The 26870-nt window shown below is 34.6% G+C and carries 21 protein-coding genes, 6 tRNA genes, 2 pseudogenes and 1 other annotated feature; of the genes and pseudogenes, 23 read left to right on the top strand and 6 right to left on the bottom strand.

Features of this window, described 5'->3' with window-relative positions; genetic code table 11:
* The first annotated feature begins 79 nt into the window (after positions 1–79).
* From rplA to H964_RS03320, 4 genes are all read left to right on the top strand, one after another.
* Positions 80–772: a 50S ribosomal protein L1 gene (gene rplA / locus H964_RS03335; protein WP_039764558.1), complete on the top strand. Its 693-nt coding sequence runs from the start codon at positions 80–82 to the stop codon at positions 770–772.
* Positions 773–789: 17 nt separating this feature from the next.
* Positions 790–988 (top strand) — a sequence feature (ribosomal protein L10 leader region).
* Between the two features lie 18 nt (positions 989–1006).
* Positions 1007–1531, top strand: a complete 525-nt coding sequence (gene rplJ / locus H964_RS03330; RefSeq protein WP_039764557.1) for a 50S ribosomal protein L10 — start codon at positions 1007–1009, stop codon at positions 1529–1531.
* A 39-nt stretch (positions 1532–1570) separates the two neighbouring features.
* Positions 1571–1960 carry a 50S ribosomal protein L7/L12 gene (gene rplL, locus H964_RS03325; RefSeq protein WP_011917713.1) on the top strand — a complete coding sequence of 130 codons (390 nt, stop codon included), beginning with the start codon at positions 1571–1573 and terminating at the stop codon, positions 1958–1960.
* 181 nt (positions 1961–2141) lie between these two features.
* Complete coding sequence (locus tag H964_RS03320) at positions 2142–2513, top strand: hypothetical protein (protein WP_039764554.1); 372 nt, start codon at positions 2142–2144, stop codon at positions 2511–2513.
* A 107-nt stretch (positions 2514–2620) separates the two neighbouring features.
* Here the strand turns inward: H964_RS03320 and H964_RS03315 are convergent, their stop codons facing one another.
* A complete protein-coding gene (locus tag H964_RS03315; protein WP_039764551.1) occupies positions 2621–4414 on the bottom strand; it encodes an ABC transporter ATP-binding protein in 1794 nt (597 codons plus the stop codon).
* Positions 4415–4417: 3 nt separating this feature from the next.
* A complete protein-coding gene (locus H964_RS03310; protein WP_039764548.1) occupies positions 4418–6157 on the bottom strand; it encodes an ABC transporter ATP-binding protein in 1740 nt (579 codons plus the stop codon).
* A 206-nt stretch (positions 6158–6363) separates the two neighbouring features.
* On the opposite strand from H964_RS03310, the gene H964_RS03305 reads away from it, so the two are divergent.
* The 4 genes from H964_RS03305 to H964_RS03290 all read left to right on the top strand — a co-directional run bounded on the left by H964_RS03305 (position 6364) and on the right by H964_RS03290 (position 12204).
* Complete coding sequence (locus tag H964_RS03305) at positions 6364–8919, top strand: calcium-translocating P-type ATPase, PMCA-type (RefSeq protein ID WP_039764544.1); 2556 nt, start codon at positions 6364–6366, stop codon at positions 8917–8919.
* Between the two features lie 88 nt (positions 8920–9007).
* Positions 9008–10660, top strand: a complete 1653-nt coding sequence (locus H964_RS03300) for an FAD-dependent oxidoreductase (RefSeq protein ID WP_039764542.1) — start codon at positions 9008–9010, stop codon at positions 10658–10660.
* A gap of 15 nt (positions 10661–10675) precedes the next feature.
* Positions 10676–11350 (top strand): 2-C-methyl-D-erythritol 4-phosphate cytidylyltransferase, encoded by a 675-nt coding sequence (ispD, locus tag H964_RS03295; protein WP_039764540.1) that lies wholly within the window; start codon positions 10676–10678, stop codon positions 11348–11350.
* Between the two features lie 44 nt (positions 11351–11394).
* The gene (locus tag H964_RS03290; protein WP_011917706.1) at positions 11395–12204 is read left to right on the top strand and encodes an Asp23/Gls24 family envelope stress response protein; all 810 of its coding nucleotides are present in this window, start codon (positions 11395–11397) and stop codon (positions 12202–12204) included.
* Positions 12205–12218: 14 nt separating this feature from the next.
* Here H964_RS03290 and H964_RS03285 read toward each other — a convergent pair whose 3' ends face one another.
* Positions 12219–12977 carry a DUF6062 family protein gene (locus H964_RS03285; RefSeq protein WP_039764538.1) on the bottom strand — a complete coding sequence of 253 codons (759 nt, stop codon included), beginning with the start codon at positions 12975–12977 and terminating at the stop codon, positions 12219–12221.
* Between the two features lie 189 nt (positions 12978–13166).
* Here H964_RS03285 and H964_RS03280 point away from each other — a divergent pair, with 189 nt between their 5' ends.
* The 13 genes from H964_RS03280 (at position 13167) to H964_RS03220 (ending at position 21068) form a co-directional block, all read left to right on the top strand.
* Entirely contained in the window at positions 13167–15539 is a 2373-nt protein-coding gene (locus H964_RS03280) for a Lon protease family protein (protein WP_039764535.1), read from the top strand.
* Positions 15540–15544: 5 nt separating this feature from the next.
* Entirely contained in the window at positions 15545–16042 is a 498-nt protein-coding gene (locus tag H964_RS03275) for a nitroreductase family protein (RefSeq protein ID WP_011917704.1), read from the top strand.
* Positions 16043–16080: 38 nt separating this feature from the next.
* Complete coding sequence (locus tag H964_RS03270; RefSeq protein WP_011917703.1) at positions 16081–16473, top strand: secondary thiamine-phosphate synthase enzyme YjbQ; 393 nt, start codon at positions 16081–16083, stop codon at positions 16471–16473.
* Positions 16474–16624: 151 nt separating this feature from the next.
* Positions 16625–16709, top strand: a tRNA-Leu gene (locus tag H964_RS03265).
* Positions 16710–16765: 56 nt separating this feature from the next.
* Positions 16766–16855 (top strand) — tRNA-Leu (locus H964_RS03260).
* 5 nt (positions 16856–16860) lie between these two features.
* A tRNA-Met gene (locus H964_RS03255) sits at positions 16861–16936 on the top strand.
* 22 nt (positions 16937–16958) lie between these two features.
* Positions 16959–17035, top strand: a tRNA-Met gene (locus tag H964_RS03250).
* A gap of 22 nt (positions 17036–17057) precedes the next feature.
* A tRNA-Glu gene (locus H964_RS03245) sits at positions 17058–17132 on the top strand.
* 134 nt (positions 17133–17266) lie between these two features.
* Complete coding sequence (locus tag H964_RS03240; protein WP_039764531.1) at positions 17267–17878, top strand: TetR/AcrR family transcriptional regulator; 612 nt, start codon at positions 17267–17269, stop codon at positions 17876–17878.
* A gap of 4 nt (positions 17879–17882) precedes the next feature.
* Positions 17883–18992, top strand: coding sequence for an HlyD family secretion protein (locus tag H964_RS03235; protein ID WP_039764529.1), 1110 nt, complete (start codon positions 17883–17885; stop codon positions 18990–18992).
* 26 nt (positions 18993–19018) lie between these two features.
* Positions 19019–19741, top strand: coding sequence for an ABC transporter ATP-binding protein (locus H964_RS03230; RefSeq protein ID WP_039764526.1), 723 nt, complete (start codon positions 19019–19021; stop codon positions 19739–19741).
* A gap of 33 nt (positions 19742–19774) precedes the next feature.
* Positions 19775–20884, top strand: coding sequence for an ABC transporter permease (locus tag H964_RS03225; RefSeq protein WP_039764524.1), 1110 nt, complete (start codon positions 19775–19777; stop codon positions 20882–20884).
* Between the two features lie 97 nt (positions 20885–20981).
* Positions 20982–21068: transfer RNA gene (locus H964_RS03220), tRNA-Leu, on the top strand.
* Positions 21069–21187: 119 nt separating this feature from the next.
* On the opposite strand, the gene gltX is transcribed toward H964_RS03220, so the two are convergent.
* Complete coding sequence (gene gltX, locus H964_RS03215; protein ID WP_039764522.1) at positions 21188–22636, bottom strand: glutamate--tRNA ligase; 1449 nt, start codon at positions 22634–22636, stop codon at positions 21188–21190.
* A 584-nt stretch (positions 22637–23220) separates the two neighbouring features.
* On the opposite strand from gltX, the gene H964_RS03210 reads away from it, so the two are divergent.
* Both H964_RS03210 and H964_RS03205 read left to right on the top strand, forming a co-directional pair.
* A complete protein-coding gene (locus tag H964_RS03210; protein WP_039764520.1) occupies positions 23221–24066 on the top strand; it encodes a DUF6345 domain-containing protein in 846 nt (281 codons plus the stop codon).
* A gap of 19 nt (positions 24067–24085) precedes the next feature.
* Positions 24086–25024: a hypothetical protein gene (locus H964_RS03205; RefSeq protein WP_039764518.1), complete on the top strand. Its 939-nt coding sequence runs from the start codon at positions 24086–24088 to the stop codon at positions 25022–25024.
* A gap of 105 nt (positions 25025–25129) precedes the next feature.
* On the opposite strand, the pseudogene H964_RS03200 reads toward H964_RS03205, so the two are convergent.
* Together H964_RS03200 and H964_RS03195 are read right to left on the bottom strand one after the other, a co-directional pair.
* A pseudogene (locus tag H964_RS03200) lies at positions 25130–25387 on the bottom strand (glutamate--tRNA ligase family protein); the annotation flags it as partial.
* 438 nt (positions 25388–25825) lie between these two features.
* Positions 25826–26824, bottom strand: a pseudogene (locus H964_RS03195) (transposase); the annotation flags it as partial.
* Positions 26825–26870: the final 46 nt, after the last annotated feature.

Here is a 26870-nt window from a genome sequence, read left to right as displayed (position 1 = left end):
TATCCTCGCACAGGTTTTTAGATGTGGGAGGTTATTTGAAAGTAGCCGCAAATACCACAAAGGAGGTTTTAAAGTAAGAATGTTCAGAGGCAAGAAGTATCAAGAAGCAGCAAAGCTTGTTGACAAAACCAAGTTATATGATCCAGAAGAAGCTATTGATTTGGCTTTAAAGACATCTTATGCTAAATTTGACGAAACAGTTGAAGTACATGTCAGATTAAACGTTGACCCAAGACATGCAGACCAGCAAGTAAGAGGTACAGTTGTCCTTCCAAATGGAACTGGAAAGAATGTAAGAGTACTGGTATTTGCAAAAGGTGACAAGGCAAAAGAGGCTGAAGAAGCAGGTGCTGATTATGTAGGTGCAGAAGAGCTTGTTGCAAAGATTCAAAATGAAGGTTGGACAGACTTTGATGTATGTATTGCAACACCTGATATGATGGGATTAGTTGGAAGGCTCGGTAAAGTATTAGGGCCAAAAGGTCTTATGCCAAACCCGAAATCGGGAACAGTAACAATGGACATTGCAAAGGCTGTCAAGGAAGCAAAGGCTGGTAGGGTGGAGTTTAGGCTTGACAAGACTGCAATAATTCACTGTCCGATTGGGAAGGTTTCATTTGGTAAAGAAAAACTTCTTGAGAACTATAGAACGCTTATGGATGCAATAATTAAAGCAAGACCAGCAGCAGCAAAGGGCCAGTTCATAAAGAGTATTACGGTTGCAACTACAATGGGTCCTGGCATAAAGGTAAATCCATTAAAACCTCTATAATTTTCATTGAAGATTAAAAAGTGAATATTCTACAACCGAAGACAGTAGGTGCAAAGCACTTTTGAAAAAGTGCTTTGCTTAAAGTTTGCCTACCGAGGTTGTAATTATTAAATCCGTCGGCTGATAAAAGCTTTTTTTAAGTGGTATTGTTAGCCGAGGGGAAGGGTAATTACAGCCTCTTTAAGGTAAACTTAAAGAGGCTTTAATAATTTTTATGGGTAGGAGGTGAGTTTAGTGCCAAAATCAAGAGCATTGAAGGAACAGCTTTTAAATGAGTACAAAGAAAAGCTCTCAAAGGCAAAAGCGGGCGTTATTGTATGTAATCATGGAATCACAGTTGAGCAGGATACAGCTTTGAGAAAAAAACTCAGAGAAGCAGGAGTGGAATACAAAGTAGTAAAGAAAACGTTATTTACCTTTGCAGTAAGAGAAAACAACTTGTCAGAACTTGAACAGTTTTTTGAAGGACCAATTGCAATTGCCCTTTCTTATGATGATCCTGTAAAGGTTGCAAAGGTTTTAAAAGAAGGTGCAAAAGACCTTGAAAAGTTAGAAATTAGAGGCGGGTTTATTGAAGGCAAAGTAATTTCTGCAAAAGAGGTTGATGCACTTTCAAAACTTCCATCAAAAGAAGAACTTGTTGCAAAGATGCTTGGCGGCTTGAATGCGCCTATGTCCGGGCTTGTTTATGTACTCTCTGGTACTATTCGAAAGCTTGTTCTGGCACTCGATGCTATTGCTAAGAAGCAGAGTGCTTAACATAAATAAAAAAATTTTAAAATGGGAGGTTGTTTAAAGATGGCAAGCGAGAAGGTTCAAAAATTAATTGAAGAGATTAAGACTTTGACAGTTTTAGAGCTTTCAGAAATGGTAAAAGCATTAGAAGAAGAATTTGGTGTTACAGCAGCAGCTCCAGTTGCTGTTGCAGCAGCTCCAGTTGCAGGTGCTCAGGCAGCAGCTCCAGCAGCTGAGGAGAAGACAGAGTTTAATGTTATCTTAGCAGATGCAGGTAGCGACAAGATTAAAGTTATCAAGGTTGTAAGAGAGATTACTGGTCTTGGTCTAAAAGAGGCAAAAGACCTTGTTGATGGTGCTCCAAAGCCAATTAAAGAAAATGTTTCAAAGGACGAAGCTGAGCAGATTAAGAAGAAGTTAGAAGAAGTTGGTGCAAAGGTTGAGCTCAAGTAATAAAACACAAGTAGCGTAAGTAAAAAACATAGCTTTTTGAAAAAGGGTGGGGAGTTTTTTCTTCCTGCCCTTTTTTAATTTTTGGGATGAAATTTTACTGAGATTGTGGTATTATAAAAGCATATAAAATTAGCCTTAAGTAAATTTAGAAATTATCAAAAGAAAGGTTGAGACAAAGAAGATGAATGAAAGGTACTTAGAAATTGTCCAAAGGATAAATGAGCTTACATCGACAATGTCAGAGGCTTTCGACCACATTGTAAATATCCAGATTCCAGAGCTCAGGTTTGAAGACTCTTTTTATCTTCTAAACGATATTATTGAGGCTTTTTTGAGTATTTCAAATGCCTTGAGAATAATTCAAGATGAGTTTGAGTTGCAAAATGTTATGTCTTTGGGAGATAAGCTGCATCAGAATTTAGAGGAACTTCTTGAACTATACAAAGAACCTGTTGAGGAAAGACTTTTGAAAAAATATAAAGATGACATAATTCCATCGTATGAAATGTGGCTAAACGAGCTTTTGGTCTCTATAAACAAATATCAAGCTTGAAAAAATTTGAAAGCTTAGAAGATATCTGAAGGACTTAAATAAAAAACAAATGGGCTGCACAAAAGTGAACTTGCAGCCTCTTTTTAAATAAAATCTTCTGCTCTTTTTCATTTTTCAAAGTATTTAAACTGTGATGTGTACAAGTTATAATAGAAGCCTCTTTTTTCAAGAAGCTGTTGATGATTTCCTTCTTCCACAATCTGTCCATTGTGTATTACGAATATCCTATCAGCATTTCTGATTGTTGAAAGCCTATGGGCAATAATTATTGAGGTTCTATCTTTTGTGAGCTTTTCAATAGCCTCTTGAATGAGAACTTCTGTTTGAGTATCCACAGCAGATGTTGCCTCATCCAGTATCAAAATCTTTGGGTCTGCTAAAAGAGCTCTCGCAAATGCAATGAGCTGTCTTTGACCGATAGAAAGCCTGCTTCCTCTTTCATTTACTTCTGTGTCATATCCATTTTCCATTTTCATTATAAATTCATGAGCATTTACAGTCTTTGCAGCCTTTATTACTTCATCCATGGTGGCGTCAGGTTTTGCGTATCGAATATTGTCTGCTACCGTTCCAGAAAAGATAAAAGTGTCTTGAAGCATAATTCCCATCTGTTTTCTTAGGGACTTTAAGGTTACATTTCTTATATCATGTCCATCAATAAGTATCCTTCCCCTTTGAGGATCATAGAATCTTGCAAGAAGGCTTATTATAGTTGTTTTTCCCGCACCAGTTTCGCCAACTAAAGCTATTGTCTCTCCTGGTTTTATTGTAAATGTCACATCTTTTAATACAGGCTTTCCTTCTTCATACGAAAAAGAGACATTCTCAAACCTAATTTCGCCTTTAATTGGGGGCAAATCATAAGCATGAGAGCTATCTTTAACATCTGGTTGGATATCAAGTATTTCAAATATTCTCTCTGTTGAGGCCATAGCAACAAGAAGCTGATTATAAAAGTTTGAGATATTGTTTATCGGCTGCCAGAACATACCCATGTAATTTGAAAATGCTATAACTGTGCCAAGTGTTGTATACCCTCTTTTCATCATCCACACACCAAATAGAAATATAAGAACAGTTGAAAGTGTTCCTGTAAAGTCAATTGTGGGCCAGAACAGGTTGTTTACCCTGATTGCTTTCATCCATGTATTTTTAAATATGGTGTTAAGTTCTTTAAAGATTTGCAAGTTTGTCTCTTCTCTGACAAAGGCTTGTGTTATCTTCATTCCTTGAATACTCTCGTGTATGTATGCATTCAAAGTGGAAGACTTTTTCCTCACATCTTGCCATCTTACCCTTATAGAGTTTTTCAAAAACATGATTACTACTATTAAAAAAGGTAGAACAAAAAAAGCAACCAACGACAGTTTGACATCAATAGAAAGCATTATTATTATGATAAAAGAAAGACTTAGTGTGTCAATCAGCACATTTAAAATACTATTTGACAAAAGCTCTGACAGAGAGTCTACATCATTCATTACTCTTACCATAATTTTCCCAGCAGGGCGGTTATCAAAAAAGTTAAGAGACAATTTCTGAAGGTGAGTAAAAAGATGCATTCGTATATCTGAAACAACATTGTTACCAAGTTTTGTCATAAAGATTGTACGAATTCTCAGGCTCAGGACATACAAAAGCGTCAATACCACATAAAAAGAGGCTTTATAAAAGAGGCCATGAATATTTCTCTTTGGAATGTCAATGTCAATTACAAGTCTTATCAAATAAGGTCCAGCAAGGTTGTATAACGTAGCAAGAATCATCAATAAAAATGAATACAAAAAGTATTTTTGGTATGGCTTAATATAACTTAGTAACCTTATGAACTGACTCCAGTTGAAAGGTTTTGTTATAGGTTCATCTTCTTCAATTCTGAGTCTTTTTGATGTTGTGCTCAAAGCTTAATCACCTTCTTTCTGTGTGCTATAGATATCTTTGTATTGCTGGACAAAGATGTTATAATATTTGCCTCTCATTGCCAAAAGCTCATTGTGAGTGCCTTGCTCCACTATCTTACCATTTTCAAGATAAAATATGACATCACAATCTTTGATCATTGAGATTCTGTGAGCAATTATAAAAACTGTACAATCTTTAAAATACTCTTCCAAAGCCTGATGAATAAGATATTCTGTTTCCATGTCAACTGCAGAGGTTGCATCATCAAGTATTAATATCTTTGGCTTTTTTAAAAGAGCTCTTGCAATGGCAATTCTTTGCTTTTGGCCGCCTGAAAGTCCAATTCCTCTCTCACCAACAAGTGTCTCGTATCCTTCTGGAAACTCCATAATAAAATCGTGAGCTTGGGCAAGCTTAGCTGCCTTTACTATATCCTCAAACGTTGCATTTTCAACACCATAAGCAATGTTATTGGCAATTGTATCAGAGAACAAGAAAGTTTCTTGAGGAATAATAGATATCGCACTTCTTAGTTTTTTTAAGTCATATTCCCTTACATCAACTCCATCTACTAAAACTTTTCCTGCTGAAACATCATAAAATCGAGGTATTAAATTTACAAGTGATGATTTTCCTGAACCAGTTGGACCTATTATGCCTACTTTCATTTTCGGCTTTATATCAAAATTGATATCTTCTAAAACAATGTTTCCAAAGTGTTTAAAGTACACGTTTTCAAATTTTACAGAACCTTCTTTTAGTTCATATTGGGTAGGTTTTCCTTTAATTTTAATTGGTGTGTACAGAAGACTAAAAACTCTTTCGCATGAAGCATTTGCTCTTTCAACCATACTAATAATCCATCCCAAGGACCTGAGCGGCCAAACGATTGCCCACAAATAGCCTTGAAAGGCCATAAGAGTGCCAATTGTGATTGATTTATTTATGACCATAAAACCACCCAGTGCAAAGATAATTAAAACAAGCAAAGAGGTCACAGCTTCAATCATCGGGAAAAATCTTCCCCAGATAAGTCCCACTGTGATGTTCTGTTCTTTGTAATCTCTATTTGCAGACGAAAACTTTTCAATTTCAAAATCTTCTTGGGAAAATGCCTTTACAACCCTTATACCAGTTATATTCTCTTGTGTTGCTGTGTTCAGTTTTGAATACTTTTCGCGAATCTTAATAAATTCAGGTCTTATTGTCTTATCAAAAAAGTAAACAAGGACCAACAAAAGTGGAGTTGAAAGAAGCAATGCAAGAGTGAGCTTAACATTTAAAAGGAACATAATTGTAAGGGAAATTGAAAAGTTTAAAATGTTTTCAACAAGCAGGGATATAGCGGTTGAAAAAAACATCCTGATGCCTTCTAAATCTCCTGTCATACGTGCCATTAGTTCACCCGTTCGTGTTTTGTCGTAAAATTCATAGGTTTGCCTTTGTAAAAATTTGTAAAGGCTTTCTCTTAAATCATATAGAATATTCTGGGAAACGTTTTCAAATATATAAGAGTGTGTATAACGAATCAAGCCCCTGATAAGACTCACAAGAAGCATGCTTATTAAAAGTGGAGCAAGTAAATTATATTTTCTTTTAGTGATTGATTCGTCAATCACCATTTTCGAGATATAAGGATTTATCATACCGAGGGATATTGATAAAGCAATTAAAGTAAATCCAATTACTAAAAGCTTTTTGTATTTTTCAAAATAAGGTGATAGTTTTTTTAAATTGTCCACTTAATCAACACCTACCAACATCTGTTTAGTAATCTTATGAGTAAATTTTCACTACTTTAATACATTATAACCTCACAGTTTTTAAAAATAAATATAAAGATTTTAATATTTAGCTCAATTTTTTAAGATACATTTTGTTCATCATAAAAGTTTAAGTCCTTTAATAATATTGTTTATAGATACTTGCAGGGATATGAATTTTAGAAATGGTGAATAAGCTACTTGAATTTCATGGAAGTGGACTTTCATCAAATGAGGCAGAAAAGAATATTGAAAGATTTGGGCTAAACGAGATAAAGCTTGAGAACAAAAAAAGTGCTCTCTCAATATTTTTTGACCAATTCAAAGACATTTTAGTTGTAATCTTAGCCCTTTCTACGGCTGTGTCATTTTTACTTGGTGAGTTTTTAGATGCTGTGGTCATCTTTTTCTTGATAATTCTAAATGGAATATTAGGGTTTGTGCAGGAATTTAGAGCAGAAAGGGCTGTAGAATCGCTCAAAAACTATATCTCGTACAAAGCAAAAGTAATAAGAGATAGAAAGGTAGATGTGATAGAGACAAAATTCGTAACAATAAATGACATTGTAATAATTGAAGAGGGGGACAGAGTTCCTGCAGATGGCATTTTAGTCGAGGGTTTTTCTTTGTCTATAGATGAATCAATTTTAACTGGCGAGTCAATTCCGGCTGAAAAGGACGTAAAAGGCGAAAACAAGCTTTATATGGGTACTTATGTTATAAAAGGGAAAGGTGTGATGAAAGTAACATCAATTGGCCTTGACACAAAAATGGGCGGGATAGCTAAGGCTTTAACTGAGATTAAGGAAACTAAAACTCCGCTGGAGCTGAGGCTGAATCAACTTGGAAAGTTATTGGCCTTGATTTGTCTTAGCGTATGTGCCATTATAGTTATACTGGGGATTTTAAGAAAGCAGAACATTTATGAGATGTTTATGATAGGCATTTCTTTGGCAGTTGCGGCAATTCCAGAAGGGCTTCCTGCCGTTGTGACAATAACCTTAGCAATAGGTGTCCAAAGAATGGCAAAAAAGAATGCTCTTATAAGAAAACTTTCATCGGTTGAAACCTTAGGATGTGTGAATATTATTTGTTCAGATAAAACAGGGACATTGACAGAAAACAAGATGACAGTTAAGAGAATAGAAACAGTTGATATGAGCGTTGAAGTTGAAGGTACAGGATATGACTTAAAAGGAAGAATATTGTCAAATGGAAGAATTATAAAAAATCAATTACTTGACTACATAATGCTGTGTGCAATTAATTGTAACAATGCTGAGTTTGAAGACGACAAAAATGAACAATTTAAAATTTCAGGTGATCCAACAGAGATAGCACTTTTAGTTCTTGCTAAAAAATACCGCGAAAATTTAAATAAAGGTGTCAGAATTATAGAAATTCCATTTGATTCTCATAGAAAGTATATGGGGGTTGTTGTCAAATATGATCAAAATAGTATTTTATTTGTCAAAGGGGCCTTTGAAAAGCTAATTGATAAGTGCAAATATTACATGTCTGAATGTGGTACAATAAAACAATTAGGGTATAATGAAAAACGAATTATTACTAAGAAAAATGAGTCAATGTGTATGTCTTCTATGAGGGTTTTGCTTTTGTGTATGAAATACGGTTCAGATACAGTAGATGGCATGATTTTGTTAGGGCTTGTTGGGATGATAGACCCAGCAAAAAGGGGTGTTAAATTAGCAATTGAAAAGGCAAGAAAAGCAGGTGTAAAGACAATTATGATTACAGGTGACCACAAACTAACAGCCTTTTCAATTGCAAAAGAGCTTGGTATTGCATCTTCATTTGAAGAAGTAGTGGAAGGAGAAGAATTAGAGAAAAACGAAAAAGTATTTGAAAGAAATATTGATAAAATTTCAGTATTTGCGAGGGTTGACCCATTGCACAAACTAAAGATTGTAAGGATGCTCAAGAAAAAAGGGAATATTATTGCAATGACAGGAGATGGAGTAAATGATGCGCCGGCAATCAAAGAAGCGGACATAGGAATTTCAATGGGAATAAGCGGTAGTGATGTTACAAAAGAAGCAGCGTCAATGATTTTGCTTGACGATAACTATACCACCATTGTCCACGCAATTGAAGAGGGAAGACTTATTTATAACAATATAAAAAAATTTATAAAATACCTACTTGCCTGCAACATTGGAGAAGTTTTGATAATGTTTTTTACATCCCTTTTAAATTTGCCAATTGCACTTTTGCCAATGCAAATTCTATGGATAAACCTTGCAACAGATGGTCTTCCTGCAGCAGCTCTTTCAATGTCAAAGAGTGAAGATAGTCTCATGAGACAAAAGCCAAGACCCAAAGATGAAAGTATTTTTGCGGAAGGACTTTTAAAAGAAATAGTTTTAAGAGGTTTTGCAATTGGCTGCTTTGCAACTTTGTCATTTTACCTTCCTATTATGAAAGGATATGATATAAAAATGGCAAGAACAATTGCATTTGCAACACTTGTTTTATCCCAGCTGATTTATTCATTTGAGTGTTCAACGCAAAAAAGGAATATCTTCAACATGTTATTTGGAAATTTATATCTATTATTTAGCGCAATTATATCATTTGTATTATTTTTACTGGTAATATATATACCACAGCTGGGTATAGTATTTGAGATAAATCGCTTGGGATATCTGGAATGGGGGATTATCATAATTTGTTCATTATTTCCTTCTCTGCTTCATTCTATATTTGCAAAAAATATCTAAAGTGATAAAATAATATAAGAAGGTCATTTGATAAAAAAATGTCAGATTTAAAATAAAAAACACCGTGAGAAAGGAGATTTGTAAGAGAATGAAGATTGTCATAATTGGAGGCGTTGCAGCTGGAGCATCTGCTGCTACAAAAGCGCGCAGAACTAATGAAAATGCTCAAATTATTCTCTTTGAGCAAGGTGAATATGTATCTTTTGCAAACTGTGGTCTTCCTTATTATGTTGGTGGTACAATTCCAAAACGGGAAAGCCTTTTGGTGGTAAGAGAAGAGCTGTTTAGGAAAAGATACAATATCGATGTGAGGGTGCTGTCTCAAATTACAAAAATCAACCGAGGCAGAAAAACAGTAACAGTTTTTGATAAGAAAAACAATACAACTTATGAAGAGAGCTATGATAAACTGATTATAGCAACTGGTGCAAGGCCTTTTGTTTTGCCATTTTTAAAGGATTGTGAAAATTCTTATACCTGTTTTACACTATATGATGTGGATAAAATTAAAGAAACTCTCACAAACAAGCTGATAAAAAAAGCTGTAGTAATTGGTGCTGGGTATATTGGTATGGAACTTGCTGAGCAATTACGTGAGATAGGGCTTGAATGCACAATTGTAGAGTTAAAAGACTCAATCTTGCCACAGTTTGACAAAGAGATGACAAATCCAATTTTAGATATACTAAAGACCAAGGGGATTGAGGTTAAAACTGGGGTTTCTGTAATTGATGCTAAAATTGAAAATGACGTTGCAAAGAAATTGATACTTTCAAATGATGAAGAGATAGAATGTGATGCAGTATTTCAGACAGCAGGGGTAATTCCAAATGTAGAGCTTGCAAAAGAGGCAGGGCTTGAAGTTAACAGAGGTATTGTTGTCAATAGCAAAATGCAAACATCTGATCCTGACATATATGCAGCAGGAGATGCAGTTGAAGTCAAAAGCATTATAACAGGCAAAAATGTATGGATACCACTTGCAGGTCCTGCTAACAAACAAGGAAGAGTTGCAGGGTGTAACGCAGCAGGTGGCAATTTGGAGTTCAAGGGCGTTATAGGTAGCTCTATTATTAAAGTGTTTGATTGGGCATTAGCAAAGATAGGTCTTAGTGAGAATGAATGTAAATCTCTGGGGCTTGACTACAATGTAACAATTGTTCATCCTCTTCACCATGCAGGGTACTATCCAGGTGGCAAACAACTAACCATAAAACTTATGTTTGATAACAAAACAGGTAAGATTTATGGTGCAGAGATTGTTGGAAAAGAAGGAGTGGACAAGCGCGCAGATGTAATTGCAACTGCTATATATGCAGGGCTTACAGTATTTGATTTAGAAAATCTTGACCTTGTTTATGCACCGCCTTTCTCTTCAGCAAAAGACCCTGTTATAATGGCAGGGATGACAGCTGCAAATATCATTAGAGGCGAGGTCAAGAATATCTTACCTGATAGAGTATATGACCTTCTTGATAACAAAGAATATTTTATACTTGATGTCAGAACTCCAGAAGAATATGAGTTTGGGCACATTAAAGGTGCTGTGAATATTCCCGTTGATGAGCTAAGAGGAAGGATAAATGAGCTTCCGAAAGACAAAAAGATAATTGCTTATTGCGGTGTTGGATTTAGGTCATACCATGCATGTTTAATTTTGAAGGCAAATGGATTTGACTGTCTGAATATGAGTGGTGGCTGGACTTCGTGGAGAATGTACTATCCTGATTTTGTAGAATAAATGGGGGACTCTAAAATGAGAACTTTTGCTCTTGTATGTGCTGCAGGTAGCGGCAAAAGGTTTGGGGGTAGCACCCCCAAACAATTTTTGTTTTTAGAAGACAAAATGGTAATTGAATATTCACTTTGCGTGTTTGAAAACTCACCTTTTATAGACGGTGTTGTAATTTTAATTCCGAACGGTTATAAAGATATTGGAGATGTACTCAAAGAAAAATACAAGAAAGTGCTCTTTTGGGATTATGGAGAAGATGAGAGAGCAAAGACGGTGAAAAAAGGCCTTGAACTTATAAAGGGCATGTGTGATTTTGTTGCTATACACGATGCTGTCCGTCCTTTTATTGATCTGGAATTAATAGAAAAATTAATTTTAGAGGTGAAAAGCAGCTTTGCAGTTGCACCAGCTGTGTCAGCAAAGGATACTGTAAAGTATGTAGTTGATGGATATGTACAAAATACAATTCCAAGAGAAAATGTCTATTTGGTCCAGACACCACAGGTTTTCAAGTTTGATTTGATATATGGGGCGTATGAAAAGTTTGAAGACACCTGTTTTACTGATGATCTGCAATATGTAGAGGCGCTTGGCGTAAAACCAAAGATAGTGGAAAATAGCAGTTTGAATTTTAAGATTACCACAAAAGAGGATATGATTTTTGCAAAGGCTATTGTGGAGCAGTTTTTAAAATAGTAAAATATCTTTTGAGAAATCTTTCAAAAAGAGGTAGTTTGATAGTGAAGGTATATGCACTGGTTGGACCAAGCGGTTCAGGGAAAAGCTATAAAGCATTGATTGTTGCTAAGATGATAGATGCAAACGCCATCATTGATGATGGCATTTTGGTGTATAATTCAAAGTTAATAGCAGGAAAATCGGCCAAAAAAGAGCCTACATATTTAGCATCCATAAGAAGAGCTCTTTTTATGGAGGATGACCATGCAAATGAGGTAAAGGAGGCTATAAAGAGGCTTAACATTGACAAAATATTGATTTTGGCAACTTCAAAGCAGATGGCACAAAAAATTGTGCAGCGTTTAGAGCTTGGTAGAATTGAAAAATTTATTGACATTCGTGAGGTTTCGACCGACTCAGAGATTAAAAAAGCAATGATAACAAGAAATAAAGAAGGAAAACATGTTGTGCCAGTGCCCACATTTGAGATAAAAAAGGACTTTTCTGGGTTATTGATATATCCTTTAAGACTTTTTAAAAGAATAAATCTAAACGACTACATTATTGCTGAAAAAACAATTGTGAGACCTACATTTAGTTATCTTGGAGAGTATACAATTTCTGAAAATGTTTTAATTGCCTATATAAAAAATGTGTTAAAGAAAAATCCAAATATTGCAAGAATACTATCAATCAATCTTGCTATAAGAAACAATCTTTTATATATAAAAGTAGAACTTATCTTGAAATTTGGCTGCAATATTAAGTTGGTACTTGAAAAGGCTCAAAAGGAAATAAAGGAAGAAATAGAATATTACACATCCATAAATGTTGAATACATTCATCTTATTGCGAAGGGCGTCCAAGTTTGAACTCAAAGAATTTTTTATTTGTATTTTCCCAATTTTTCTGTTGCATTTATTAGTGAGTTTCTAACTTCAAGTGAGACAACGTTATTTGCATTCCTATAATCAAATTGTTTGTTAAACTCACATATGTTTTGATAAAGGCGAGAAATTGCATCAAGCTCAATTTTACAGATTTTTTCAACAAAATTGTCAAGTTCTTTTGAGCGCAGATGGTTTTGAGAAAACTCTAATAAATCACAAAAATGGTAGAAGCAAAAACCTTTTGAGCTAAGTACCTTTTGCTGAAATTCCTTGTTTGTTTTCCACATAAAGAAGAACACATCAAAATAATTTTTCATTCTCGCATTTATTCTTTCACATATGACACATTGTGAGTTTATATTTTCTAAAAATTCAAGCAAATTATTTAAAAGAGCCTCTTTTGAGGTATGGTTATTTAAGATTCGCTTTAAAAACCCTTCTTTTTTTTGAAAATTTAAAAGCATAAAATGTGAAGAAAGAATCTTTTCAAAGTTAGTTTTTATTTCATAAAGATGAGTTTCTAACATAAGACCATAAGGAAGCTTATTTTTTTGCTCAAGCAACATGTGAAAATGTCGGGAGCAAAATCCTTTCTTATTTGTTTCAAGCCGCGAATCAACTTCCATGACACTTTCACCCAAGACAATTTCCAAACACTGTTTTTCAAAATTGTTTTCAAGATAACAAAATGCACATTCACAATCAACTGAGAAAGCATCATTTACAGGAATCATGTATATCTTTTCGTCACCCATTTGTTTTCAGCTCCTTTTTGAACTTGTATTCTCACTTCTTAATTTTTGCCATTTGATAATAATATGATAACTTTAATTTTACAGTTTTTGTGTTGGTAACTCAATATTGAATTGTTTTAATAGAATATTTATAAAAAAATTGGGTATAAAACTTTTAAGATAAATATAAAAGCTGGAGTGAGAAATTTGATGAAAGTTACACCAGACAAATTAAAAAGGTATGTAAACTTGTCTGAATTCAATTTTACTACTACTGATGAAGTTGAGCCATTGAGATCAATAATTGGTCAAGAAAGGGCAAGAAAAGCGTTTGAGTTTGGCCTTAAGATTAACACAAAAGGTTATAACATTTATATGTGTGGTCCAACAGGTACAGGCAAGACAAGTTTTACCGAAAGCTATCTTAAAGAAGTTGCAAACCAAAAACCTGCTCCAAATGACTGGGTATATGTATATAATTTTTCCAACCCTGACTCACCAATTGCAATTGGTCTTCCGAAGGGTATGGGAAAAGTTTTTAAAAAGGATATGTCAGATTTTGTTGAATCTGTTGTAAACGACCTAAAAAAAGTGTTTGCAAGCGAAGAGTATGAAAATGACAAGAATAATATCTATAACGAGTATCAGGAAAAAAGGACTCAGCTTTTAGATGACTTAGCTGAGGAAGCAAGAAGGTATGGCTTTGAAATAAAGTATACACCAAGCGGTGTATATTTTATCCCAATTGTGAATGGAAAAGCCATTTCGGATGCTGAGTATCCTGAGCTTGATAAATCAATAAGAGATGAGATGGAGAAAAAGATTAAAAAGCTTCAGCTTGATACGCAAGAGGTACTAAAGAAGATAAAGCTTCTTGAAAAAGAGTCAAAAGAAAAAATAAAAGAACTTCAAAAGAGAATTGCAGTGTTTACTATAAGTCATTATGTCTATGAAATCAGAAACAAGTACAAAGAAAATAAAAAGATACTTGACTTTATTGACGGTGTTACAAATGATATAGTGGAAAATCTTGAAGAATTTTTGGACAGAGACGATGAAGAACAAGGCTTACCTTTTCAGTTTCTTCAATATAAAAAGATTCCTAATTTAGACAAGTACAAGGTGAATGTAATTGTAGACAACTCAGATTTAGATGGTGCACCTGTTGTATATGAGGTAAACCCTACTTACTATAATCTCGTAGGGAAGATTGAATATGAAAATGAAATGGGGAATGTTTTAGTCACTGATTTTACAAAGATAAAAGCTGGTGCAATTCACAGGGCAAATGGTGGATATTTGATACTCCAAGCGAAAGACATTTTAAGCTATCCTCAAGCATGGGAAGCCTTAAAAAGAGTCTTAAAAACAGGTGAGATAGTTATTGAAAATCTAAAAGATGTTTATGGACTTTTTATTACATCAACTCTAAAACCAGAACCAATACCGGTTGATTTAAAAGTAATTCTGATTGGAAATGAATACATCTACAATATCTTATATGCTTATGACGAAGATTTCAGAAAACTTTTTAAGATTAAAGCTGATTTTGACAGTGAGATGGAGTATACTCAAGAAAATGTATATAAAATGATTCAATTCATAAGTTCATTTTGTAAAAAGGAAAATGCTCTGCCATTTTCAAAAGAAGCGGTTGAAAAAGTGGTTGAGTATTCATGTAGGCTTGTTGAAAATCAAGAAAAGCTCTCAACACGCTTTAATGACATTGTTGAGATATTGGCAGAGGCAAGCACATGGGCACAGCTTGAAACAAGCGATGTGGTAAAGAAAGAACATGTCATAAAAGCAATTTGCGAAAAGGAATACAGAAGTTCAAGATATGAAGAAAAGATAAATGAGATGATTGAAGATGGAACAATACTTGTTGATGTTGACGGTTATAAGGTTGGCCAGATAAATGCGCTTGCAATTTTGGATGTGGGCGATTATGTGTTTGGGAAACCTTCACGTATAACAGTTACCACAAGCAGCGGCAGAAGTGGTATAATAAATATTGAACGCGAGGTGCAGATGTCAGGCAAGACTCACAGTAAAGGCATAATGATAATCTCAGGGTATATTGCCGAGATGTTTGCTCAAGATATGCCGCTTACACTAAATGCTACAATATGCTTTGAGCAGCTGTACTCTGGCATTGAAGGTGATTCAGCATCAGTTGCTGAACTGTGTGCTCTTCTTTCTGCCTTGAGTAGTGTTCCAATTTACCAGGGAATTGCAATCACTGGTTCAATCAATCAAAAAGGAGAGATTCAGCCTGTTGGTGGTGTGACAAAAAAGGTAGAGGGGTTTTATTATGTCTGCAAGAAAAAAGGGTTTACAGGTAAGCAAGGTGTGATAATTCCTTATCAAAATATAAAGAATTTAGTTTTGTGTGATGAGGTTATAGAGGATGTTAAAGATGGCAATTTTCATATCTGGGCGGTAAAATCAATTGGTGAGGCTATGGAGATTTTGACAGGGAGAAAGTTCGAGGAGGTTGTGATGCTTTCAAAACAGAAGCTTAGAAGATATTTAGATAATCTTACAAATATAAATCAACAAAACAAAGAAAAGGAGGCGTGAAGTTGATGGATGTATTAGAAGTTTTAAGGGGAAGAAGAAGCATAAGAAAATACAAAAAGAACATGCCACTTGACAAGGAGATTATTGAAAAGATAATTGATGTTGCGCGTTTTGCGCCAACAGCCCGCGGAAATCAAGGATGGGAGTTTGTTGTTGTAACAGATGATGAGCTAAAAAAACAGATTGCGCAAAAAGCGCGTTATGGAAGGTTTATAGAAGATGCTTCGTGTTGTGTTGCAATTTTGTATGAAAAGGGCTTTGAGTATATTTTAGAAGATATGGCAGCAGCTTCGACTTATATCTTAATCGCAGCGAAGGCGTTGGGACTTGGTAGTTGTTGGGTTGCAAGCTATAAAAAAGAACACTCTGAGGAAGTAAAAAGGCTTTTGAATGTACCTGAGCATTTAGAGCTATGTGCGCTAATTAGCATAGGATATCCCGACGAAAATCCTGTGAGAAATAAAAAGGAGCTATCTTCAATCTTGCACTGGAATAAATACTAAAGATAAGTTTAATTTTTTAGAATGGGGGGGTTAAAAGAGTGTTCAAAGAACTTGAGATAAGGACAAAAGATAGGATTGACTTTGTAGACATTACAAGTAAACTTAAAGAGATTGTAAGACAGTCAAATATTGAAGAAGGGCTTATGACTGTGTTTGTTCCTCACACCACGGCAGGTGTTACAATCAATGAACATGCTGACCCTTCGGTTGTGACTGATATCAAAAAACAACTTGAAAAATTGATACCCGTAAACAATGGTTATAGCCACAGCGAAGGCAATTCTGATGCACATATAAAAGCAAGCTTGATAGGTTCATCTGTCAATATAATAGTTAGAAATGGTGAGCTTATGCTTGGTACATGGCAGGGAGTATTTTTCTGTGAATTTGACGGACCGAGAAGAAGAAAAATTTACGTGTATATAAAGTGATATGTTGCAAAAAATATTAAAGTGATAAAAGCCAACGCCTGCACACCTGCCAAAATATAATTGTTTTTACTTAAAACGGCAGGTGTTCCAGGCTTATTATTGTATTTGACAAAGCAAAGACCTTGTGCTAAAATAAATTACGCAAAGAAAAGCGGGTATGGCGGAATTGGCAGACGCGCTAGACTTAGGATCTAGTGGCAACAGCCGTGGGGGTTCAAGTCCCTCTACCCGCACCAAAAAATGAATACTCTTGACAAGGGGAAGGAAAGAGAGTAAAATATATAATTGCGATGCCGGAGTGGCGGAACTGGCAGACGCACAGGACTTAAAATCCTGGGACCTGAATAAGGTCGTACCGGTTCAAGTCCGGTTTCCGGCACCAGATATCGCGGGGTGGAGCAGCTGGTAGCTCGTCGGGCTCATAACCCGAAGGTCGGAGGTTCAAATCCTCCCCCCGCAACCAAAAATTTTAAAATATCAAAGATGGCGGCGTAGCTCAGTTGGCTAGAGCATGCGGTTCATACCCGCAGTGTCAGCGGTTCGAATCCGTTCGCCGCCACCATTTTATGTCTAAAAAAGTAGATGGCCCCGTGGTCAAGTGGTTAAGACACAGGCCTTTCACGCCTGTAACAGGGGTTCGAATCCCCTCGGGGTCACCAAAACAGAAAAGATGAGAAAAAAGGGCTTTGTAAAAAGCCCTTTTTTATTTTAATTGTAAAAAATACAAAAATTTTTTATAATAAAAGTAAGTAAGTACTTACTAAAAAACTTAGGGGAGGGAGTGATATTAAAATTGAGGAAAAGTGAAGATACTAAGAACAGAATAATTCAATCAGCCATAAAGTTGATTTCACAAAATGGTTATGCTGCCACAACAACAGCACAAATAGCAAAAGATGCAGGGATTTCTGAAGCTACACTGTTTAAGTATTTTAAAGACAAGGAGAATTTACTTCATAAAGTTGTAAGTGTTGCCCTGACACAAATCTTAGATTCTATTGCTCTTTCTCCTCTTAAAGAAAATATCAAAAAGAACAAGGATTTAAAAACTTCTGAATTTTTGAGGTCTATAATAAATGAAAGACTTGAAATGCTAGACAGAAACATTGACCTTTTTAAGATTATTCTAATAGAGATTCAGTATAATGACTCTCTCAAGAATGAGGTTATAAAAAATATGGTGCCTAAAACCTGTGAGGCAAAGGGTTTGATTGAGAGGATACTAGTACGAAAAGGGAATATTTCAAAAGAGATGGCAAAAGGCATTTCAAGAATGATGATAGGCACTCTTCTTACTTTTTTATTCCAAAAATATATTCTGGGCATTGAGACAACAAGTGATGAGATTGAAGAGGAGATAGAAAATGTATTAAATGTGATAAAAAAGTCTATTGGGGAGGAGTAAAAGGATGATAAAGGCGATATTGCAATCTAAAAACTTTAAGGTATTTTCTACTGTCCTTTTTTTAATTTCAATTTTTACTTTCTTTTTGACAGGGTGCAGAGAAGAAAATGCTGAAGATGTGTACTCATCAACTGTAGAGGTATCGACTATTGATATAAACACTGAGATTGCTGGGAGAGTAGAGAAAATCTTTATTGAAGAAGGCTCTAAGGTTAAAAAAGGTGATATAATAGCAAAGATTGATTCAAACCTTTATGAAATTCAAAAAAATATAGCACAGGCAAACCTTGAAGTTGCTAAATTGTCTGCGGATATCGCTGAGCAAAATTGGGAATTAGCAAAACTAAAATATCGGCTTCTTTCTAAAAAACCATCGAAATACCAGATTAATCAGATAAAAGAAAATATTCTACAGCTACAAGATATAAAATCAGGAAATGAAAATAACATTGAATTTTTAGAAGAGAACATAAAAAATTTAGAAAAGATGAAAATGGCTAATTTGGACACAATAAAGCTATTATCAGAGCTAAAAATGCAATTAAATTCCCTAAAGGCTCAAAATAGTAGTCTGACACATCAGATTAATTCATTAGAAAACCAACTTGAAATGGTGAAAAACGAATCTGTTACAGATGAGGATAAAATGATTACTGAGATTTCTGTTGACATTGCAAAGAGAAACTATTTGCAAGCTCTCTCTTATGTAAATATGGCAGAGCAGAACTTAAAAATTGGTAATTTGAATCTGAGAAAGACCACAATTACCTCACCTGTTGATGGTATTGTTTTAACAAAAGGGGTTGACCAAGGACAGTTTGTTGGTATTGGTACGTTTATAGCTCAAATAGGCTTAAGCGACTACTATCTTAAGATATATGTTCCTTCAGCACAGCTACAAAAACTTTCGCTTGGTAAGAAGGTTGAGATTATCTTAGATAGCAACAAAAAAGCGTATGGTGAGATTGTGTTTATTTCTGATAAAGGAGAGTTTACACCAAGGAACGTAGAGACAAAAGAGGAAAAACAAAAAGTGGTTTTTATGGTCAAGCTAAAGATAATAAAGAATAAAGATATTTTAAGACCTGGGATGCTTGTTGATGTAAAGATTTGATTTTACAAAATTTGGGGTGATGATAGGTGGAATATGCAATCAAGGTAGAGGGGCTTACAAAAAGGTTTGGAGAGTTTGTTGCGGTAAATGACATATCATTTAGTATTCCCAAAGGTAGCCTCTTCGCCTTGCTTGGGCCAAATGGGTCTGGGAAGACAACCACAATTAAAATAATCTGCGGTGTTTTAAGAGCTACAAAAGGATATGTAGAAGTACTTGGAAAGGATGTCTCAAAATATCCAGAACAAGTAAAGCAAAATATAGGCTATGTCTCTCAAAAGTTTAGTCTATATGAGGATTTAACAATTGTAGAGAACATAGAATTTTATGGTGCGATATATGGCCTTTCTAAGGATGAGATTGAAGAGAAAAAGGCAAAGCTACTTAAATTTTTTGGTTTTGAAGGCAGAGAAAAATCGCTTGTCGGCACGCTTTCTGGCGGAATGAAACAAAAACTTGCCTTTGCCTGTGCTACACTTCACAATCCACAAATCTTAATCTTAGATGAGCCAACAGCTGGAGTTGACCCTATTTCAAGAAAAGAGTATTGGGAGATGATAAGAGTTTTTTCTCAAAGTGGTGTGACGGTATTAGTAACCACCCATTATATGGATGAGGCTGAGAGGTGTGACTATGTCGCTTTTATGTTCAATGGGATTTTGAAAGAGGTAGACACACCTGCAAATGTCAAGACAAAGTATTCGTCACATAGTATTGAAGATGTGTTTGTGAAGGTATTCTCACAGTAAAAAGATTGCTTTAAGATAGAGGTGAGATTTAAAATGAATGATTTCTCAATAAGAAGATTTGTTGCCATTGCGAAAAAGGAGTTTATTCAAATTAAAAGAGATAAGGCAAGTTTTGTTATAGCATTTGTAGCACCATTTATTATGCTTATGCTCTTTGGCTATGCTGTCAAGATGGATGTCGAAAATGTGAGCATAGGAATACTTGACATGGCAAAGACACAAGAGAGTAGAGAACTTATAAGAAAGCTTCAGAACACAAGGTATTTTAAGCCAACCTTTTTTGCACAAAATCAGGTAGAGATAGAAAGTAGTCTTGACAGTGGAAAAATCAAAGCAGCTTTGATTATCCCTTCTGACTTTACAAAACTTCTTAAACAAAACAAAAGTCCTGAGGTACTTTTCATAGTAGATGGGACAGACCCCACAATTGCAAAGACAGTATTTTCAAGCGGTATTTTGACAATGCAAAACTTTGCACAGAAAAACTATTTTGTAAAACCTATTGTTGATGTCAGAACACGTGTAAAATACAATCCTTCTATGAAAAGCGAACTTTTTACAATCCCTGGTCTTATGGGACTTATTATGCAAAATATAACCATAATACTTACAGCCTTCGCAATTGTAAGAGAAAGAGAAAAAGGTACAATGGAACAGTTAATAGTAACTCCAATAAAATCTATCGAGCTAATTTTAGGGAAACTTGTTCCTTATACATTTCTTGGACTGGGTGACTTTTTAGTTGCGCTCCTGTTTGGAATACTATGGTTTAAGGTACCTGTGAGAGGCAATATTCTTTTGCTGTTTATCTTGGGGATGGAATTTGTCATTTGTGCGCTCATGATAGGAATGCTCATATCTTCTGTCTCGAAAACACAGCTTCAGGCAATGCAGCTTGCACTTTTGTTTTTGTTGCCAAGTGTGCTGCTTTCAGGTTTTATGTTCCCCCGCGAAGCAATGCCAGCTGTGATAAGGTTTGTAGGTAATTTTGTTCCTCTTACTTACTTTTTGATAATATTAAGAGGGATCATTCTCAAAGGTGTGGGGATAGAATATCTGTGGGATGAGGTCTTGGTGTTGATATTTTTAGGGCTTGTACTTCTTTTTATTTCAATAAAGAGATTTTCAAAGAGGCTTGACTGATTTAAGCATCTTGGAAAAATTGAAAATCTTTTTGGTTGACATCTGGTGGGAGTTTGGCTTAAAATATTATAATGTAAAGAAGAATTTATAAGCTTTTGCGGATGTGGCGGAATTGGCAGACGCGCAAGACTCAGGATCTTGTGGGGCTCTCCCCATGGGGGTTCAAATCCCCCCATCCGCACCAGATGAGAAAATATAAAAAATGACCTCACCAGGGAACAAAGCTGGTGAGGTTTTTATTTTTTGGAGTAATAAAAATAACTATTACTACCATGCAAAACATTTACCAAAGCCAATTTTATTCTACTTATTCAAAAATTTTTCACAAGTTCTCTCTATTCTTTTTACAACCTCTTTCTTACCAAGTACCTCCATCATCTCAAAAAGCCCGGGAGTAACTGTTCTTCCACTTATACAAACTCTGATTGTATGAATAATGTTTGCCGCCTTTACATTTAAGCTTTCGGCTTTTTTGCGAACAAGACTTTCAATCTCAGGAGCTGAAAAAGGTTCTAAGTTTTTTAGCTCATCTGAAAGAGATTTAACGATATTGAGATTTTCAGGTGTTAGGTATTTTTCAACTCCTTTTTGATCATATTCGTAGCTATCATCAAAAAAGTATGTGCTTGCATCCACAACCTCGACTAAAGTCTTTACCTTTTCACGAACAAGTTTCAAAGCAGATTTTACATACTCTTTGTCAAACCTCTCAATTTCGATGCCTTTTTTAGAGTAGAAATATTTCATTCTTTCATACAAGTCTTCAATATGAATCTCTTTCAGATAATGACCATTTATCCATGTGAGCTTATTTATATCATATATAGCAGCATTTTTGGACACTTTCTCAAGCTCAAATTTTTCAATAGCTTCATCAAGTCCAATTATTGTTCTATCTTCTCCAGGTGACCAGCCGAGCAACAAAAGATAATTCACAATAGCCTCTTTTAAATAACCATTTTCAAAAAACTCTTCCACAGAGGTTGCACCATGGCGTTTGCTCAATTTGCTTCTATCTGGCGCTAAAATCATTGGAACATGAGCAAATTGGGGCGGGGTTAGATTTAAAGCCTGATAAATAATAAGCTGTTTTGGCGTGTTTGAAAGATGTTCTTCAGCTCTTATTACATGTGAGATTTTCATAAAATAGTCGTCAACCACACATACAAAGTTATACGTTGGATTGCCGTCTGATTTTAATATTATAAAATCATCCAACTGGTCATTTGAAAACTCAACATCTCCTCGAATTATGTCATGGACTACTGTAATACCATCTTGTGGTGCCTTTATTCTGACAACTGCCTTTTCACCATTTTTTATTCTTCTTTTTGCTTCCTCTAAACTTATATTTCTGCATTTTTTGCTGTATTTGTAAGATACCTTATTTTGCTTTGCAATTTCCCTTTCCTTTTCAATCTCTTCTTGGGAGCAAAAACAGTAGTAAGCCTTACCTTCTTCTAATAGTTTATTGATGTACTCCATATAAATGTCTTTCCTTTGAGATTGGAAATATGGTCCAAACTCTCCACCAATGTCAGGTCCTTCATCCCATTCAATTCCAAGCCATCTCAAACTTCTCATAATACCTTCTGCCCACTCTTCTCTTGACCTCTCAAGGTCAGTGTCTTCTATACGCAAAATGAACTTTCCATTGTGTTTTTTGGCAAATAGATAGTTAAAAAGTGCTGTCCTTGCACCGCCTATGTGAAGCTGACCTGTTGGACTTGGTGCAAATCTAACTCTTACCATCTTTTTACTCCTTTCATTTAAAGCTTTATTTTGGTTCAGTGTTAGTTTTGTGACAGATTGTATTATAACATAAAAATGTTAATGAAAGAGTATCTTATCTTTTTATCTACCTTATAATTCATGATAGAGCAAAAATATATTACATTTGCAAAAAACTGTTTGGGATTTGTAAATAAAAAATTAATTTTAATTTATGAAAATTTCCAATTATAACATAAAAAATTTATCTAATTTGCCCATTGCATTATGTTTTTTTTTGATATAACTATTTACAGTTACTTTATCCAATGAAAGGAGTTGATGATTGTTTGTATATATGACACCTTTTAAATACTTCAAACCTATTTCCCGTCAAAAAGGACTCAAAGTTGATTAATAAACATTAAAAATTTATTATTCTGACAAGGTTTATTTTTACAATTCTGATATTAATAACTATTAGTAATAACTGTTACCTTGTTCTTCTTAAATTGCTTTAATGGAATATAGACAAAGGAAAACTTTTAGAAAGTTCTTATAATAACACACATATTGAGTTTTTACTGTAAAAAAAAATTTAACAAAAGCAAGGGGGCTAAGTAGAATTGATTAAAAATAAATTTTATATTTCTCTTGCTTTAATTATAATACTGATATTTAACTTTTGTGTAGCTTTTTCGGCAGATTTAAAAGGTATTTACCTTGGCGTTAGCACTTACAGTAGTCCAAATGGCTCATGCACATATGGCGATAGAGCAGGTGCTCATTATGTTTATAATTTAGCTGATAGTTTATGGAGAAATGCATGGGTAACTGCTTATCTTATAAAACTCAATAGTGAAGCGAATGAATCCTATTTGAAGGATACTTCACTTACGTCACAGGCTGATTTGTTAGTTTATTCTGGACATGGACTGTGTCTTTCTAAAGAGAATACTGCTCACTTTTTTGCAAGAAGTACAGGTGAAACTTGGCATAACAGTTCGATGGAATATAATGATGAGGTGAATGCAAGAACAAACGAAGTTCGATTTGGGCGCAGTAATCTAAAATGGATTATAATGTATACATGTAACTGGCTTACCAACAACGGGGATCAAGAAAAATTAGAGAATATTTATAAAACATTTGAGGGCGCAACACTTGTTATGGGTTTTGCATCTACCATGTATTTAGACAGTCGTGAAGCAATTAAATTTGCGCAGTTTTTGGTAGCGGATAAATTAAGTTTTAAAGATGCATTTGTGCAAGCTGCAAGAATTTATCAGCCACAAAGGCAAGATGGTCAAAGCAGTATTGTTCGTATAATGGGATATAAATTAGCAGCGAATGATTCGCTTTATAGTTTTTATGGCTGTCGACCTGAAAAAGAATGGTATAGAAATTACAAGCAAGGATATAGTATAATAGCAGATGTAAAAATACCTGCAACTGGGGTAGTTATTAGGTAAATGAGAGGGGTTGAGCTAAATGAAAATAAAAAATGCTAAAATGCAAAGTATATTAAAAATTTCTTTTATAGTGCTAATAATTGCTTTTATAACGGGTTATTTTTTGTATATTAAAGCAAACAGGATACCGCCGCTTAATATTCCTATGCCAGGAAATGAAATACCTGACATAGACTATAAAGTGACAGCCAAATTTGACAATTTGCCTGTTGAAGCTATGGTATACAAATTTAAAAAGCCAAAAAACATAGATACAGAGATTAAATCTTTAGCTAAAATATTTGGACTAAAAGGTGAAGTGGAATATCAACCTATATGGAGAGCTTATTCGATAAAGGAGAAAATAGATGAAAAGTATTATCGTGAATTTGAATATGAAATTGATACAGGGAGATGGCATTATGTAGATAGAAAAGAACTTAATAATGATGATCCACAAAATCTACCTTCTGATGAAGAAGCAAAAAAAATTGCACTTGACTTTTTGAAAAAGAATGGTATTTATGATAAAAGATTTATTTATTGTGCAGTTACAGACGATTCCTCTGGCGATAAAATTACAAATGATTATAAGGTTCATCACAAGAGTGTATATTTTTATCCCGTGGTAGAAGGAAAGCCTGTGTATGGTGTTTCGAGGATAATAGTGGTTGTAGGTGATAATGGTAAGATAGTAGAAGTTTATAAATGGTATAAGGAGTTTGAAGAATACAATAAGGTAAAGATAGTGCCTGCAGAGAAAGCTTTTGAAAAAGTTAAAAATAGAGAAGCATCGAATAATATCAATCCTATGGCAAAGTCTGCAACAATCAAAGAAGTTGTTCTTGCTTACTGGGAAGATGCAGGTACAATTGAAGAGCAGCCATATTTGCAACCTGTTTGGGTATTTGTTGGTGAGGCAGTGACAGAAGATGGAAAGGTGGAAAAATTTGATGCGATTGTTCCGGCTATAGAGTAAAAGTTCGGACTGGTTGTTTATGTAGGGATGTCTCAAGACAATAATTATTGATAATTAATATACAGTAAAAAATAAGAGGGTTGAGGTAAAGTTACCAACCAACCCTCTTGCTTTTTCTATTTCCTCTTGGCTACAAAAACAATAATAAGCTTTTCCTTCATCCCATTCAATTCCAAGCCATCTCAAGCTTCTCATAATACCTTCTGCCCATTCTTCCCTTGACCTTTCTAAATCGGTGTCTTCTATACGCAAAATAAATTTTTCATTGTGTTTTTTGGCAAATAGATAATTAAAAAGTGCTGTCCTTGCACCGCCTATGTGAAGCTGACCTGTTGGACTTGGTGCAAATCTAACTCTTACCATCTTTTTACTCCTTTCATGCTAAGTTGCGTTTTGGTTTGGCATTATAAGTTGTTTAATTTATAACAGATTGTATTATAACACAAAAATGCTGCTTAGAGAGCTGATTTTTTGAGAAAGAAAATAAATATTTTTTACTTTCAATTTCATAAACTGCACAGAAATTTAAAGAAATAAAGAGCAAATTAAAGCGTGTAGGAGCTAGATTTAAAAAATGAAGAGTAAAAAAAAAGCGAAAAATGGATGTTGACATAGTATGAAATGTTTGAATAAAATCTTAGCATAAAATTAAGTCCAGAAAGTGGACAAATAAGAAGATTTAGTTTATGTATCAAGGAAGCAAGAAAATATTACAAATATGAGGAAAGTGACCAGACTGTTTAGATGTTTTAAATGATTGATAACGCTCATATTGAGCGTTCTGCAAAAGGCTAAATTAAATTTTAAAAACTTTTTGCAGATAGGGACACCATCTTCAGATATAACGATATTAGGGTCTGAAGTAGGTGTAGTATTTTTAGAGGCTCTTGTATTTAGAGGAATAACGATTTTGGAGAAGTTGAAGGTGTTTTTTAAAGTGGAGTAGATGTTATGTGAATCCAAGGCGCTGTCAGCAATGAAAGTGGAGAAATTTTTGGGAATATAAGAGAATAAAGTTTTTAGCGAAGGAATTAAAGCTTTAGAGTCGCAGATACTTTTATGTTCTATAGGATCAGAAGAAGTAGAATCAGAGTTAAACAGAGGTAATAAAGCTAAGGGTATACCAAGAGCATTTGTAATGACAGCAAATTTTAAAGCCCAGCAGAAATGGCCATTTACAAACATAAGGCGGATATTAGAATTAGCATTAGCAGTTTTAGGCAAGGAAGAATAGACAATAGAATAGATTTTATCAGAGGACAGCTCAGGGTTAGCTTTTGAGGTATTTTTCAAGAGAGATTGAATGAATTTAGGGTTGTTTTCACGAACCTTTGGGACAATACCGGTTGTATCGAAGATTAAGATTGAAGCAAGTTCAGGGGATTGTTGGAGAGAAATATTGTGTGCATGGATAGAGATATTTTGGAAAAGTTTATGGATTTCGCTGTTAAAGATTTTTCTGAAGCGCGAGAAAGTGGAAATAGAGGGAACATTGCCATTTAGGTTACAGAATGAACGAAGTTCATAGGAGTTAAGAAGTACAGCGCGAAGCTGAGTAAGGGTATTGAGTTTGAGTAATTTTTGGACAAAGAAGCAGAGAAGCATAGATTCTAAGGAGAAACATCTATGCTTGCCAAAGTGTTTATAGTAAGCATTGTAGAAAGAAGAAGGTATGTAGTTTGATAAGTTGATGAATTTATTGAACAAGCCTAAAAGGCTTTCAGGCTTGTAGAGAGCCGAAGCCTTTAGGTGGGAGAATAGATCTAGGAAAGAAAGTTGTTTAGGTTTGTTGTTGAACATTTTGTACCCTCCTCATAGTAGAAAATTTGTTTTATATAATCATATT

The organism is Caldicellulosiruptor sp. F32 (assembly GCF_000404025.1).
Taxonomy (GTDB): Bacteria; Bacillota; Thermoanaerobacteria; order Caldicellulosiruptorales; family Caldicellulosiruptoraceae; genus Caldicellulosiruptor; species Caldicellulosiruptor saccharolyticus.
This window is presented reverse-complemented; position numbering and strand designations above follow the sequence as displayed.

Bases quoted from the DNA above. Each gene is read 5' to 3' on its own strand.
- gltX (WP_039764522.1), bottom strand. From the start codon at position 22,636: ATGGTAAGAGTTAGATTTGCACCAAGTCCAACAGGTCAGCTTCACATA.
- H964_RS03320 (WP_039764554.1), top strand. From the start codon at position 2,142: ATGAATGAAAGGTACTTAGAAATTGTCCAAAGGATAAATGAGCTTACA.
- rplL (WP_011917713.1), top strand. From the start codon at position 1,571: ATGGCAAGCGAGAAGGTTCAAAAATTAATTGAAGAGATTAAGACTTTG.
- H964_RS03305 (WP_039764544.1), top strand. From the start codon at position 6,364: ATGGTGAATAAGCTACTTGAATTTCATGGAAGTGGACTTTCATCAAAT.
- H964_RS03300 (WP_039764542.1), top strand. From the start codon at position 9,008: ATGAAGATTGTCATAATTGGAGGCGTTGCAGCTGGAGCATCTGCTGCT.
- H964_RS03205 (WP_039764518.1), top strand. From the start codon at position 24,086: ATGAAAATAAAAAATGCTAAAATGCAAAGTATATTAAAAATTTCTTTT.
- rplA (WP_039764558.1), top strand. From the start codon at position 80: ATGTTCAGAGGCAAGAAGTATCAAGAAGCAGCAAAGCTTGTTGACAAA.
- H964_RS03225 (WP_039764524.1), top strand. From the start codon at position 19,775: ATGAATGATTTCTCAATAAGAAGATTTGTTGCCATTGCGAAAAAGGAG.
- ispD (WP_039764540.1), top strand. From the start codon at position 10,676: ATGAGAACTTTTGCTCTTGTATGTGCTGCAGGTAGCGGCAAAAGGTTT.
- H964_RS03235 (WP_039764529.1), top strand. From the start codon at position 17,883: ATGATAAAGGCGATATTGCAATCTAAAAACTTTAAGGTATTTTCTACT.
- H964_RS03275 (WP_011917704.1), top strand. From the start codon at position 15,545: ATGGATGTATTAGAAGTTTTAAGGGGAAGAAGAAGCATAAGAAAATAC.
- H964_RS03280 (WP_039764535.1), top strand. From the start codon at position 13,167: ATGAAAGTTACACCAGACAAATTAAAAAGGTATGTAAACTTGTCTGAA.
- H964_RS03285 (WP_039764538.1), bottom strand. From the start codon at position 12,977: ATGGGTGACGAAAAGATATACATGATTCCTGTAAATGATGCTTTCTCA.